This is a genomic window from Pseudoalteromonas sp. US3C1013 (assembly GCF_048401115.1).
Lineage (GTDB): Bacteria > Pseudomonadota > Gammaproteobacteria > Enterobacterales > Alteromonadaceae > Pseudoalteromonas > Pseudoalteromonas undina.
On the sequence record NZ_CP183075.1, the window covers coordinates 800,067 to 812,981 of the forward strand.

12 protein-coding genes are annotated in these 12,915 nt (G+C 41.0%); 4 read left to right on the forward strand and 8 right to left on the reverse strand.

The genetic code is table 11. The features are described 5' to 3' along the window. The first annotated feature begins 24 nt into the window (after window positions 1–24). Window positions 25–2,151 carry a TonB-dependent receptor plug domain-containing protein gene (locus ACNSN2_RS03745; RefSeq protein ID WP_418608602.1) on the forward strand — a complete coding sequence of 709 codons (2,127 nt, stop codon included), beginning with the start codon at window positions 25–27 and terminating at the stop codon, window positions 2,149–2,151. Between the two features lie 78 nt (window positions 2,152–2,229). On the opposite strand, the gene ACNSN2_RS03750 is transcribed toward ACNSN2_RS03745, so the two are convergent. Beyond that, a complete protein-coding gene (locus ACNSN2_RS03750; protein WP_418608603.1) occupies window positions 2,230–3,111 on the reverse strand; it encodes a LysR family transcriptional regulator in 882 nt (293 codons plus the stop codon). A 108-nt stretch (window positions 3,112–3,219) separates the two neighbouring features. On the opposite strand from ACNSN2_RS03750, the gene ACNSN2_RS03755 reads away from it, so the two are divergent. Further along, the gene (locus tag ACNSN2_RS03755; RefSeq protein WP_418608604.1) at window positions 3,220–4,200 is read left to right on the forward strand and encodes a TDT family transporter; all 981 of its coding nucleotides are present in this window, start codon (window positions 3,220–3,222) and stop codon (window positions 4,198–4,200) included. 3 nt (window positions 4,201–4,203) lie between these two features. Here ACNSN2_RS03755 and ACNSN2_RS03760 read toward each other — a convergent pair whose 3' ends face one another. Beyond that, entirely contained in the window at window positions 4,204–4,386 is a 183-nt protein-coding gene (locus ACNSN2_RS03760; RefSeq protein ID WP_054202087.1) for a DUF2986 domain-containing protein, read from the reverse strand. A 162-nt stretch (window positions 4,387–4,548) separates the two neighbouring features. On the opposite strand from ACNSN2_RS03760, the gene ACNSN2_RS03765 reads away from it, so the two are divergent. Further along, window positions 4,549–6,036, forward strand: a complete 1,488-nt coding sequence (locus ACNSN2_RS03765) for a dipeptidase (protein WP_418608605.1) — start codon at window positions 4,549–4,551, stop codon at window positions 6,034–6,036. Window positions 6,037–6,097: 61 nt separating this feature from the next. Here the strand turns inward: ACNSN2_RS03765 and ACNSN2_RS03770 are convergent, their stop codons facing one another. From ACNSN2_RS03770 to ACNSN2_RS03790, 5 genes are all read right to left on the reverse strand, one after another. Further along, window positions 6,098–6,859 (reverse strand): EAL domain-containing protein, encoded by a 762-nt coding sequence (locus ACNSN2_RS03770; protein ID WP_418608606.1) that lies wholly within the window; start codon window positions 6,857–6,859, stop codon window positions 6,098–6,100. 205 nt (window positions 6,860–7,064) lie between these two features. Further along, window positions 7,065–7,493, reverse strand: coding sequence for an OsmC family protein (locus tag ACNSN2_RS03775; protein WP_054202088.1), 429 nt, complete (start codon window positions 7,491–7,493; stop codon window positions 7,065–7,067). Window positions 7,494–7,685: 192 nt separating this feature from the next. After that, a complete protein-coding gene (locus ACNSN2_RS03780) occupies window positions 7,686–8,843 on the reverse strand; it encodes a N(5)-(carboxyethyl)ornithine synthase (RefSeq protein ID WP_010391222.1) in 1,158 nt (385 codons plus the stop codon). Between the two features lie 286 nt (window positions 8,844–9,129). Continuing rightward, a complete protein-coding gene (locus ACNSN2_RS03785; protein ID WP_010391223.1) occupies window positions 9,130–9,264 on the reverse strand; it encodes a DUF2256 domain-containing protein in 135 nt (44 codons plus the stop codon). 2 nt (window positions 9,265–9,266) lie between these two features. Next, window positions 9,267–10,796 carry a cryptochrome/deoxyribodipyrimidine photo-lyase family protein gene (locus ACNSN2_RS03790; RefSeq protein ID WP_054202090.1) on the reverse strand — a complete coding sequence of 510 codons (1,530 nt, stop codon included), beginning with the start codon at window positions 10,794–10,796 and terminating at the stop codon, window positions 9,267–9,269. A gap of 104 nt (window positions 10,797–10,900) precedes the next feature. On the opposite strand from ACNSN2_RS03790, the gene ACNSN2_RS03795 reads away from it, so the two are divergent. Continuing rightward, window positions 10,901–11,509 (forward strand): flavin reductase family protein, encoded by a 609-nt coding sequence (locus ACNSN2_RS03795; RefSeq protein ID WP_054202091.1) that lies wholly within the window; start codon window positions 10,901–10,903, stop codon window positions 11,507–11,509. 41 nt (window positions 11,510–11,550) lie between these two features. Here the strand turns inward: ACNSN2_RS03795 and ACNSN2_RS03800 are convergent, their stop codons facing one another. Further along, complete coding sequence (locus ACNSN2_RS03800; RefSeq protein WP_010391229.1) at window positions 11,551–12,852, reverse strand: MFS transporter; 1,302 nt, start codon at window positions 12,850–12,852, stop codon at window positions 11,551–11,553. Window positions 12,853–12,915: the final 63 nt, after the last annotated feature.

A 12,915-nucleotide genomic window follows, 5' to 3' on the forward strand; every position in this document is an offset into this window, starting at 1 on the left:
CAAAAATTTTGTGGTAAATCAATAATGACTGATAAAAAAAATTCTTTAACCCCTTATTTATTCTCCCCTTTAGCGCTTGTTATAAGTAGCGTATTATCGCCAGTTGCTTTTGCAGATGACACCTCAATTGAAGTGATTGAAGTGCACGGCCAAGCACAAAATAAACACCTATCATTAGGCTCGTCTGAATCGCTATTAACCGATTTAGGAGTGGACTTTTCTGCCGCTGGTGGCATGGCCAATTTACCTGTTTTAAATGGTTTAATGGGAGATAGAGTGGCGGTACTGGTTGATGGGGCGCAAATCACCGCCGCCTGTGCTAACCAAATGAACCCGCCACTGTCTTATATTTCAGCCAATCAAATTAGTAGCTACAAAGTGGTTGCAGGTGTTTCTCCAGTAAGCGCGGGAGGCGATAATATTGCAGGTGTGATTGCTGTTAATTCTATTTCACCTCAGTACAGTAAAAATAGCGAACTTGCATGGCATTCAGGTTATGTGTCAGCCCAGTACAACACCCTTGATAACGCCAAAAAGGTCGGCGCAGGTATGCGCATTGCCAGCGATGTACTCAGTTTTAATTATCAAGGTGCTTATAGCGATGCTAACAGTTATGAAGATGGTAACGGCGATTTAGTGCTCGACACCCTATACCGCGCGCAAAACCATAGTTTAAGTGCTGCCATGCGCGATGATAAGCAACAATTAGTGGTTAAGCTAAGCCATCAAAAAATACCCTATCAAGGCTTTGCTAATCAATATATGGATATGACAGATAACACCAGCTATGGCGCTGTTGCTCAGTATAAGCGCGCTTTTACAAACAGTGAGCTTGAAGCGCAGTTAAATTGGCATAACGTAAAGCATGAAATGGGATTTTTTAGCGCAGAAAAACCCGGAAAAATGCCCATGAAAACCGACGCCGAAGATATAAGTACCCAGTTAAAATGGCGACTAGCGCTTGATAACAACAGCCAGTTACTACTCGCGCAAGAGTATCACCACATGAAATTAGATGACTGGTGGCCTGCAGTTGAGGGCTCAATGATGATGGGACCAAATGACTATAAAAATATTAATAATGGCCGACGTCAGCGTATTGCTTTGCTTGGAGAATATGAAAGCCAACTAAATACTCGCTGGTGGTTAAATGCAGGCATTCGATTTGAAAATGTAATGACCAACACTGATGATGTACAAGCATATAATGCAGGCATGGCTGCAATGAATGCAATGGCTATGGCGATGCCAAATGATGCAATGGCGGCTAAAAAGTTTAATAACCAAAACAAAAAACAAACAGATAATTTAGTTGATGCAAACGTGCTGATTAATTATCAACTAAGCAATAACGACGAACTACAAATTGGCTTAGCCCGTAAAAATCGTGCGCCTAATTTATACGAACGCTATAGCTGGGGCGTAGGTAATATGGCCACCACCATGATTGGATGGTACGGCGATGGCAACGGCTATATTGGTAATATAAACCTTAAACCAGAAACCGCACACACGCTTAGCAGCACGTACACCCGCATGGCAAAAGACGACAGCTGGCGTATAAGTGCTAACGCTTGGGTGAGCGACGTGAATGACTATATTAATGCCAACATAGTAAGAAGCTTTAACCGCACAGCGCTTGCTGCCAATACCCGTAATGTACTTATGTTTAATAACATAGATGCCAGGCTTTATGGTGTAAAGCTAGATGCGGTTTTAGCACTGCATGAGTCTAAGCAGTATGGTAGCTGGTCGTTAAAAGCTAATATTACCAACACCCGTGGTAAGCGCGACGATACTAATCAGCCGCTTTATCAAATTAAGCCGCTGCAAACCCAATTTGCTATTAACCATCAAGTTGGCCGCTTTGAAAACGCACTCACGTGGCAGTGGATCGATAGTAAAACTCGCGTAGATAGCAACCGCCTAGAAAACCAAACCGAGCAGTATCATTTACTTAATTTAAGCTCAAAAGCTAGTTGGGATGCACTTACCGTGAGTGTTGATATTACCAATCTGCTTGATGAGTATTATCAATTACCACTGGGCGGCGTAAGTATTGCTGAGTTTAAACAAGATATGTCACAGGGCTTTAACCAATTAGCTGGGCAGGGGCGCTCAATAAATTTAGCCATGAGTTACGCGTTTTAAGATGACAGAGTAAGTTAGTGCGAGCTGTCAGATTCGATTTTTGGTTAATCGAGTCTGACGGTTTATTGCTATTAATTTTTAAGTTTGCTTGTGACAAAATTCTATAAACTGCTTTAACAGCGGGTTTTTGTATTTGTCTTTATGCATCACTAACCAAAACTGCCTTTGCATGGGGTGGTTTAAATTAAGCTGTGTAATACGTCCATCTTTTAGGGCATATTGCGCGGCAAGTGATGATAAACATCCTAACCCTAAGCCATTAGCTACACAGTTTATAAGCGCTTCAGTGGTATTGAGTTCTACGCTTTGCGTCCAATTTTTAATTTGTGGCGCAAGGCTATGTAAAAAGAAGGAACGCGAGCCTGAACCAGTTTCTCTTAATACCCATTGGCTACTATTTAAGTCGTTAAAGCTAAGTTGCTTTTTTGCAGCCAATGGGTGGTTTATTGGGGCAATAATACACATGGCGTCATGGCTAAACACATTAGAGACTAAATCGCCTTGATGGGCTTGGCCCTCAATAAGTGCTATATCGAGCTCGTAATCTATAAGCTTTTGACAAATAAGCGCCGAATTAGAAATCAGTATTTGCTGTAAATAATGCTGTTGCTGCGCTCGAAAGTTACTTAGTAAAGCTGGCAATACATGGTTACCAATTGTATCGCTGGCACCAATTTTTAAGGTTCCGCTGGCAGGGGCGTTGTCTAAAAACAAGGTGTCGATAGTGTTTGCCCGATTTAATAGCTCATCAGCAAGGGGCAGTAGCTTTTGCCCTTCTTGATTTAATAGTAATCGGTTATTTACACGATCAAATAACGGATGGCCTAACTGCTTTTCAAGTTCGCTAAGCGCCATACTAACCGCCGCTTTAGATAAAAATAGTGATTCAGACGCAGCTGTAAGGGTGCTGTGCTGGGTTATGCCGACAAATACTTTAAGTTGCTTGAGTGAAATATTCATTATGCTATGTTTAGTTTACCTGAACCTATGTTCTATATAATTAGATTTAACTTAACAAAATGCAAGCGTAAACTTCTCTGTAAGTTACAACCACAGGGTGGAATAGAGATGTTTAAACATATAAAAACAAAAGTATCTGGTGCACCAACACCAATGGGCGGTTTGGCATTAGGTATTGCCAGCCTAGGTTGGGCTTGGGAGAGTATGTTTAACCTAAATGGCGTAGCACAATATACCGGTGCCGCTATTGCGAGCGTGTTATTGCTATTGTTAACTCTTAAGTTTTTACTGCATCCTCAGCTGCTTAAAGCCGATTTAGCCCATCCGGTTGTGGGAAGTGTGGTGCCTACTTTTGCTATGGCTACTTTAGTGGTGTCTAATTCTTTAGGGCAGTTTTACTCCCTTGCGGGAGATGTGCTTTGGGTTGGTGCATTTTTATTACATGTGTTGTTTTTAATCAGCTTTATTGCTCATCGCGTGATTGAATTTAAAATTGAGCATATGGTGCCAAGCTGGTTTGTTCCGCCTGTTGGGATCATTGTTGCCGATGTGGCGTTTTCAGGAAATCCGGCACTGCTGTTTCTAGCACAAGGGGCGCTTTATTTTGGCATGCTGATGTATGCAGTTATGTTGCCTATGATGATTTACCGGATCATTTTTGCTGCGCACATTCCAGATGCTGCACAACCTACACTGGCTATTTTAGCGGCGCCAGCAAGTTTATCGTTAGCTGGTTACTTTGCAGTTATCAGCGAGCCGTCACCGGTTGTTATTGGCTTGTTATTTGGAATTGCGGTACTGATGACCTTTATAATTTACGTCGCATTTTTTAAATTACTGCGCCGTCCATTTTGCCCAGGTTACGCTGCGTTTACTTTCCCTATGGTTATTGGTGCTACTGCGCTATTTAAACTTGCTGCATGGATGCATGCAGAGGGTATTGATTTGCAGTTTGTTAAGCAAATACAGTATTTAGCAACGTTTGAACTGATTGTGGCAAGTGGGGTAGTTTGCTATGTGGCGGTTCGTTATTTGGCTCACTTTAAGCTTTTTAACACTCAATTTAAGCCTCTCACCCTATCGCAATAACAATTAAACGCTTGTTTGCACTACTTCGTTGGCCGCGTGCTCAATTGCTTGTTCGGCATCTTGCTCAGCAAGCTTTGCGCGCTCTGCTTTTGAAACATAAGCCGGTTTGTTGCTTTTATGTAGCTTGGCATTAGCACGCTTATCTTTGTTATTAAATTTTGTAATGATCTTTTTTCTGCGATTCATGATTAACCCCGTAATTTTGAGCTGCGCATTATACAGGCATCTTGTTCAAAGCTGTTAGATAAATTATAAGCTTTGCTTGTGGGTCTGCCGCAAAGCGCTGTTTGTCACTTTACAAGGAGGTTATAATTAGTGTTCTTTGTTGTTAATTAAATGGAATCTGTTTTGAACAAGCTAGCTTTAGCAAGTATTGCCTTATGTGCATTTAGCGCTCATGCACAATTAAATAAACACAGTGAAAGCGTGGCCGATTACGCAGTTAATAACTATCAAAATGCACAGGTGCATACGCTTACTAATTTAGTATCGTTTCCTACGGTTAATAAAAGTGAGATCAGCGCACCACAAAACCCCGACTTTATAGGCTTTAAAGCGTTATTAAAAATGAAAGCCGCTGAACTTGGCTTTGACTACCAAGATTTAGGCTATACCGTACTCATAGGCATGGGTGAGCAAAAAGAAAAAGTAACCATAGTGACTCACGGTGATGTACAACCTGCAAACGCCAGCAAATGGAAACAAAGCCCATTTATTATTGATACCTCAGAGCCGGGTAAATTAGTTGGCCGAGGTACCGAAGACGATAAAGGCGCTATAGCCACCGCTTTATATGCGATGAAAGCCATAAAAGATAAAGGCATAACCCTTGATAACCGCATTGAGCTGATGGTTTATTTGGCCGAGGAGTCTGATTGGGGGCCGTTAACTGAGTTTATGAAAACCTATGAGCAACCAAAGTATGCGATAACCATTGATGCCTCATACCCTGTAGTGGTTGCTGAAAAAGGCTGGAGCTTAATTGCGCCAACATTTGATGCAACATCACCACAAACAGGTGTGTATGTCAGCAATGTAACGGGTGGTGCCTTTGCTAGCCAAATCCCTGAAGATGCCAGCTTAACTTTGCATAATGCGAGTACTGAATTGATGGCTCAATTAAAACAAACAGCCAAGGTTCTTAAGCAAGTAGAATTTACCTTTGATGATCAGTTAGATGGGACTTTAATTAGTGTTAAAGGCATGTCGGCTCACTCATCTGAGCCAGAGTCAGGTGTTAACGCCATTGCTTATTTGGCTGAACTATTTAAAGCCGTTGAGCTTGAAAACAACAGCGACGGTCAGCTCATTAAGTTTGTAAACCAGTTAATTGGCCTAGATATTCACGGTAAACAGTTTGGTGATATTGCGTATAAACATGACTTTATGGGGCCAATGACGGTAGCGCCCACAGTTATTGAACGAGACGGTAATAACCTAACGTTAGCGGTTAATGCTCGTCGTCCTATGGGTAAAGAGGCTGACTTACTAAAACAGCAAATTAATAGTGCGCTTACTCAATGGCAAGCTGATAATAAAGTAACATTAGCCAATGTTAAAACCACAATTGGTACACCCATGTTACTTGATGACGCGCCCCATGCGCAGAAGTTACTTGATATTTTTAAACACTTTACTGGCGATAAAGACGCAGATTTTGTCTCTATTGGTGGTGGTACCAACGCTAAGTTATTTGATAATGCCGTATCGTTTGGTCCATCAATGCCAGGTAAACGCTACACCGGTCACTCAGAACATGAATTTATTACGCTTGAGCAACTAGCACTTAATTTACGTATGTACACCGCAATGATGATAGAGCTGGGAAATATGTAATTAACCAATAGCAAAAACTAAAAAACCGCCTTGATGGCGGTTTTTTTATAACAACTAAATGTTATTGAAAATTAACGTCTGGTAAGCACTCAAACCCAGGTTTTGCAAACAAGTAGCCTTGCATTAATTCAAGGCCGACACTTTTTAGCCAGTGATATTCTTCAACTGTTTCAATACCCTCAGCTAACGCCGTTATGTTCAGTTCTTCAAACATATTTAAGCAGTTACGCACAATAGTTTGGCGTTTTGTGTCTTTGTCGATATCGCGTATAAGTGCCATATCGAGTTTAATAATATCTGTTTGAAAGTCAGCTAGTAAGTTTAATCCAGAATAGCCTGAGCCAAAGTCATCGGTAGCTGTTTTAAAGCCTAATTCTTGGTAGTAGCTTACAACCCGCTCAACGTGGCTGCTGTCTTCTATTTTTTCAACTTCAGTAAATTCAAACATAATATTAGTTGTAGGGAAATTGTACTTTTTAGCCGCTTCTAGGGTAGTGCGAATACAGCGCTCAGGCTTATAAATAGCGTTGGGTAAAAAGTTAATGCTTAGCATGGTGTTTATGCCTAGCTTAGAGGCAAGTGCAATGGCTTTAATTCTACATAGTTGGTCAAAGGTATAGCGGTTGTCGTCGTTTACTTGGGAAATAATAGAATAAGCCGACTCATTATTTAAACCACGAACCAGTGCTTCATAGCCATAAATAGTGTTGCTCTGGCAATTTATAATAGGCTGAAATGCCATAGTAAAGTCAAAATCTAGTTCGCTAGAATCAGCGCAGTTGCTACAAGATACTTTTTCGCAACTTTGTGATTTCTCGTTCATGCATCCACCTTTGAATTTAACCCACACTTAAAGGTGGTTAAGTTTCTTGTAATCCTAACAAAGTATTGAGATTTTACATAATTATATTAGCGAACATTAATATAACTCATAATAAAGTTTTTATTTAATTCATGAAAAATTAGCAGTAAGGTTATGCTAAAACATAATCTTACTGCTACGCAAAAAGTATAATTGGTTTACAAAATTAGTTAAGTGTTGCCGTTAGCTTTATGCTGGTATTGAGTAATTTTGAAATGGGGCAGCCTTTTTTGGTGTCTTCACACAGGGCTTGAAATTGCTCATTGGAAATATCAGTAATTTTTGCATTAACTACCAATTCAATTTCACTCACCGCAAAGCCATCGTCTACTTCATCTAAGCTTACTGTTGCTTCGGTGTTTATGTTCTCAGCGGTAAAGCCCGCTTCACCAAGTGCCAGCGATAAAGCCATACCAAAACAGGCACTATGTGCTGCACCCACTAATTCCTCAGGGTTTGATCCTGGCTTATCTTCAAAGCGGGTATTAAACCCATACGGCTGGTTATCTAATGCGCCACTTTGCGTTGAGATATAACCTTTCCCTTTTTTAATATCACCAGACCATGTTGAACGTGCAGATTTTTTAATCGTCATTATGTTCTCCTTGTTGAGGGTGTAGGCTTTTTAGGTTAATTAGTCATACCGTGTAGTGTTTGCAATACGTTGTAAACACTACACGGTAAAACAGCTAAAAAGCGTTATTTACATAGATAGTTGCAAAATAGAAGCCAAATAATTTAATAAACAAAACTCACGTTACGTTTGGGATTATTTATTATCCCGAATTTAGGTTATGTCAGCTATTTGCAGGTGATAAGGAGGCGTACTTTCACGGTTTTGAAACGCTAAAATAGCGTTGTTTTTAATTATTCCGTGTTCAATATTGATAGCGCGGCGAATGGTTTCGTCTTTTTGCCATTGCTCTGGACCGGCTAAAACAGTTGGCAAGTATACAATGAGCGCGGCAGAAATAGAGCGCGTTGCACTTTCCCATAAGTAGCTAGGGGTATGATCAACCGCGTAATAATCCGTGGTTTTATAGCTAAACATCGGGTGTTTAAATGTTGTTGGCTTTGCAAAAAAGAATCCCATTCCTTCATCACAACTTACATCTATTATAAGGCTATTGGGTTTTAAGCAATTGGCTTCAGATTCAATCACAAAATTGACGGGGTTTGCGGTTTCTTGGTAGGTGCCATTAACAATAATGTCAGCTTCGCTAATAAGCTCAGTAAGCGGGCGCTGCGACCCATCGTGCTCAACCACCATCATGCGAGCTTCGCCTTCAATGCCTGGGCGTACTTTAACATAATGACAATCAAGTACTTCTTCACGCACTTCATGATCGGGGCGCTGTATACAAATTGTAATATCTCTAAAACCATGAGCTTTTAATGCATAAATAGCGCCTCGGCTAACAGCGCCAAAACTAAAAATAATGGTTTTACGTTGATTACCGTAATGGCCATCAATGCCTTTTAGTTGCAGAGCATGTAACACCGCACAATAACCAGCCATTTCATTGTTTTTATAAAAAGTATGACGGCCAACATTTCCCTGTGGTGACCATACAAACATGTCTTCAAAGGCAATAAGAGTAAGCTTTCTATCAAGGGCAGCTTGGGTAATTGCTTGTTGTTGTACGCAATGTACATAGCCCCAAATTGTGCCGCCTTCTTTAAGTTCTTGTAAATCAGCAAGCACTGGTTTGGCAATAATGACGGTGCCTAATTGGGTTAAAATATCACTGCGGGTGGCAATGCCGCCTGTCAGTGCTGCAATTTCTTCGTCGCTCATATTAAATGCCGCGCCATAACCTTGCTCAAAAATCATATTTTTTCTGAGTTTTTCAGGTATACGCATTAAATGCGCAGGATGAATAGGGTAGCGTCTTTCATCTGTTTTACGTGATGTTCCAATTACGCCAATAGTTAATTCACTCATGCTATATCCTTGATTAAAGTATGCTGAGTTTATAAACGAATAATGCTACATCGCTAACAAACAAAGAGGGGTTTTACAGGCAAGCTCACGCCATGGCTGTAAAAATAATGCTTGGTAAAGGGTGTTCTTTTAATTAACTGTGCTAGGTGTAATGAATGTTGAGCAGGCAGAGGGTAGAGTGTTAACTTGCATTGAACAACAAGTTGAAACGTTAACCACTATAACAGCTATGTAAGATATAAAGTGAGATTAAAGCGAATATGCGTGTATTGGTTTTTATAAGCGGCTATTTGCTGCGTTTGCACCGCTCTGAGCAATAAATAACGTTATCCCAATCTCGTTGCCACTTTTTACGCCACGCAAACGGCTTATTGCATACTGGGCAAATTTTTTGCGGTAAGTTAAGTTTTTTGTGCGCCATAATTAGGTGTTCTCTTTATTGCTGTTACTGCGAGTTTTGCGTTTTACACGGGTGATTTTTTGAGTCGGAGTCACGTGTTTTTTAAGAATTTTACCTATGGCGCGTTTTACATCGGGCCGCTCTCGGTATTGCCATAGCCGTTCGCGGGCTTCTTTTGAGGCGGTGGTTAAATCAAGCATCGGCTCAGGGTAGTCTTCACCTAGTTTAAAGTCGTTAAATAGCGCTTCCATGGGCGTTTGCTCCCAAGGTTGATGTAAATATTCAATAGGGAGCTTTTCAAGTTCAGGGCACCATTTTTTTATAAACGCACCGGTTGGGTCTTGATCCTCCGATTGCTTAATTGGGTTGTAATGGCGAATAGTATTAATGCCAGTAACCGATGCCTGCATTTGTATTTGCGGATAATGAATACCTGGCTCAAAGTCTAAAAAGTAATTAGCCAGCGGAAAACTTGCCTGTTGCCAGCTGATGTTTAAATGATGGGTTACAAAGCTCACCAGCATAGCGCGCATTCTAAAGTTAATATAACCGGTGGCTTTTAAACAGCGCATGCAGGCATCAATAATAGGAATACCGGTTTGCCCCTGTGCCCAGCGTTCAATATCGCTAGTAACCTTAGCGTCATCACGATACGGAAATGCATGGTAACCCGGATTTAAGGCTTTAAATTCCATGCTGCATTCGCTTTCAAACTTTTGCATAAAATGGCAATGCCAATGCAGGCGAGATACAAACGCAGCAAGCGGACGCTTCCAGCCTTTTTTATTGGGATGGGTTGAATGGTATGCGTCAATCGCCATTTGATACACTTGCCTCAGGCTGATATTTCCCCACGCTAAATAGGGCGATAACCTAGAGCAATGCGTACGGCTTAAGCTTGGGCTGGATATTCCTTTTTGATAACCCTTACCGCGTTCAGCAAAAAAGCTTTGCATTACTTCACGGGCAAGTCGCGGCCCTCCGAGTTGAAAGTTGTCATCGTCAGCTGTGTAATTGTCTGGTAATTCTGGCGATTGGTAGTGTGTGAGTGTCACTGTTTTAATGTGTTTCCAATCTGGGATGGCAATTGGCGCTTGCATTGTTTGTTGCCAGCATTCATTCCAATTATTGCGATTTTTTTTACCCCGAATGACAGCCCCCGTTGGTGACTCTAACCAGTTAATCTGATTATGTTGGCACCATGCTTTAATCGCTTTATCGCGCTCAAATGTATTATTTAAGCCGATTTCTTGGTGACTAAAGAGATTAATTATTTCAAACTGGGTGAGTAGCTCTTCAAGCAACGACTGCATATTTTGTTTAAATATGTACACGCAGCTATTAAAGCGATCAAGTTGTTGGTTTAAATCACATAGTGACTGATACACAAAGCGCCAATGTCGCTCGTTATAATGAGCATCTTCGAGTAACAGCGGCTCAAAGTTGTACAGCAATAATGTTGGAAGCCCATTGCTAAACGCATGTTTAAGCGGTTGATGATCGCTTAAGCGTAAATCGCGTTTAAACCAGACAATGTTTATTTTTTGGCGCATGAAATTAAACTATTTGCTAACGGTGTAGTATTAATGAAGATCCAATCTATAAGTACGTATTGCCTAGTACTAGGGTTTAGTTTTTAACTTAAAAGTGAGAAATAATGTTTTTAGATTTAATTCAAAACAACAACCGCTCTGTTTATAGCTACTTAGTTGGCGGTATTAGTCCACGACCGATTGCATGGATAAGCACCCTAAGTAGTGAGGGGGTAAGCAATATTGCACCTTACTCTTTTTTTACCGTAGCAAGTTGTCAGCCTGCAGTGCTAAGTGTGACTCAAGTTAACCCCAGTGATAAAGCCAATAAAGATACACTGACAAATTTACTAGCCACCAAAGAATGTGTGGTTAATATTGTTAGTCATGCCTTAGTAGAGCAAATGAACCAAAGCTGCGCTAATTACCCTAATAATGTCAGTGAGTTTGATGAGGCCAGCATAGAGAGAGTCCCAAGCCAGTTAGTTAATCCGCCGAGTGTTGCAGCTTCAAAAGTACGCTATGAATGTAAGCTTCGAGAAGTGATCACTATTTCAGATGAACCAAGCGGTGGCAAAATGATGCTCTTAGATGTAGTGGGAATTTTTATAGATGACGCCACGTTGGTAAATGGCTACATAGATCCGACACGTTTAGATGCAGTAGGTAAAATGGGCGGCGATTACTTTAGCACCACCAAAGATAAGTTTGCATTAAAACGCCCACAACTTTAAAGGTGAGCGTTTTAATTACATTAGGTTAAACCGCACGCTATTTACTCTGTTTTTGGTAAAAACAGTGCACTCATTGCCCCCAAAAAACCTAACCCACTGTAAAGCAAAATAAGCTCTGCGGTTGATAAAAACGATTCTAATAAGCCTATACTGCCTAACATCAGTAATAAAACCCCAATAACGGTATTACTAACCGACACATAATCGGTGCGTTTGTTACCCTCTGCCATATCGACGAGGTACGTTTTTCGCCCTAAGCGTACTCCTTGGTGCGCAACTGAGAGTAAAAAGTACAAAATAGGCATAGCCCACCAATTTAGTAGCAGCTCGTTATACCAAGTTGCAATAACAAATACAGCCAGCCCATTAATGGTAACCAAAGTGGCACTGAGTACCAGCACTCGCTGGCTAGATAAGTCACTTAAGCGCCCCCAAATCGGCGCTGAGACTAGGCTTGCAAAGCCGGAAACGGCAATAAAGGTGGCAAGTAAAGAAAATTCAAACGACTGTTTACTGGCTAAAATAATATAAAAAGGGGCACTCAATGCTGAACAAAGCAGTAAGGCACGTGTAATAACAAAATGCGCAAACTGTTTGTCTTGGTATAAAATTTTTAACTTTGAAAACGCGTGCAATAGGCCATTATTAGCTCCTTCGGTAGCGCCACTATATTCGTTAATTTGTGCATAAAAAAACGCGGCAATCAGCCACATTAATGCACCCAGTAGTAAAGCGATGATCACAATGTCTTGATCTTTTTGCTGTGAAAAAAACCACATCATGAGACCAAACGTTAAGGTGGCAAAACCGGCAATACTCGCAGCAAGCCCGCTAATATTACCGCGTTGCTGTTTAGGAATAACTTTGCCCAGCACATCTTTTGCAGCGACAGAGTTAAACCCTCTAGCAAGGCTAAATAAAATTAATAAGCCAATAATGGCGTAGCCTGCTTGTGCGCCCTTGAGGGTAAATGCCACCGCAACCATGGCTAAAATGCATCCTGCTTGCATCACTGCACCTATTACCCATACCCATTTACGAACGGGGAGTTTGCGAATAACGTTAGCAATAGCAAGTTGGGGCAGCAATGAACCCGATTCTCTGATTGGTACTAACCAAGCAATAAAGCTCGCTGGCACGTTTAAGCTTTGCATTAACCACGGCAGCGTTATTTTGGGGTTGAGTAGCGCATCAGCAAACTTACTAAACAGCTGGCTAATGAGTAAAATAATAAAATTACCGGGTACTTCCTGACAGGCATTGTCGTCGATGGCCTTGCAAGCTCGGGCGTCTTCTTCATTGTTTAAGCGTTTATAGATTTGTTCTTTTGTCAGTTTTTTCACAATTAATAACTACGCTATCAGTGTAAATATTTAGATATATTAAGATGGTATGCTTAACTTTTC

Excerpts from the sequence above, each read along its gene's own strand:
- ACNSN2_RS03795 (WP_054202091.1), top strand. The coding sequence starts at position 10,901 with ATGTTTTTAGATTTAATTCAAAACAACAACCGCTCTGTTTATAGCTAC.
- ACNSN2_RS03770 (WP_418608606.1), bottom strand. The coding sequence starts at position 6,859 with ATGAACGAGAAATCACAAAGTTGCGAAAAAGTATCTTGTAGCAACTGC.
- ACNSN2_RS03750 (WP_418608603.1), bottom strand. The coding sequence starts at position 3,111 with ATGAATATTTCACTCAAGCAACTTAAAGTATTTGTCGGCATAACCCAG.
- ACNSN2_RS03755 (WP_418608604.1), top strand. The coding sequence starts at position 3,220 with ATGTTTAAACATATAAAAACAAAAGTATCTGGTGCACCAACACCAATG.
- ACNSN2_RS03790 (WP_054202090.1), bottom strand. The coding sequence starts at position 10,796 with ATGCGCCAAAAAATAAACATTGTCTGGTTTAAACGCGATTTACGCTTA.
- ACNSN2_RS03780 (WP_010391222.1), bottom strand. The coding sequence starts at position 8,843 with ATGAGTGAATTAACTATTGGCGTAATTGGAACATCACGTAAAACAGAT.
- ACNSN2_RS03745 (WP_418608602.1), top strand. The coding sequence starts at position 25 with ATGACTGATAAAAAAAATTCTTTAACCCCTTATTTATTCTCCCCTTTA.
- ACNSN2_RS03785 (WP_010391223.1), bottom strand. The coding sequence starts at position 9,264 with ATGGCGCACAAAAAACTTAACTTACCGCAAAAAATTTGCCCAGTATGC.
- ACNSN2_RS03760 (WP_054202087.1), bottom strand. The coding sequence starts at position 4,386 with ATGAATCGCAGAAAAAAGATCATTACAAAATTTAATAACAAAGATAAG.
- ACNSN2_RS03775 (WP_054202088.1), bottom strand. The coding sequence starts at position 7,493 with ATGACGATTAAAAAATCTGCACGTTCAACATGGTCTGGTGATATTAAA.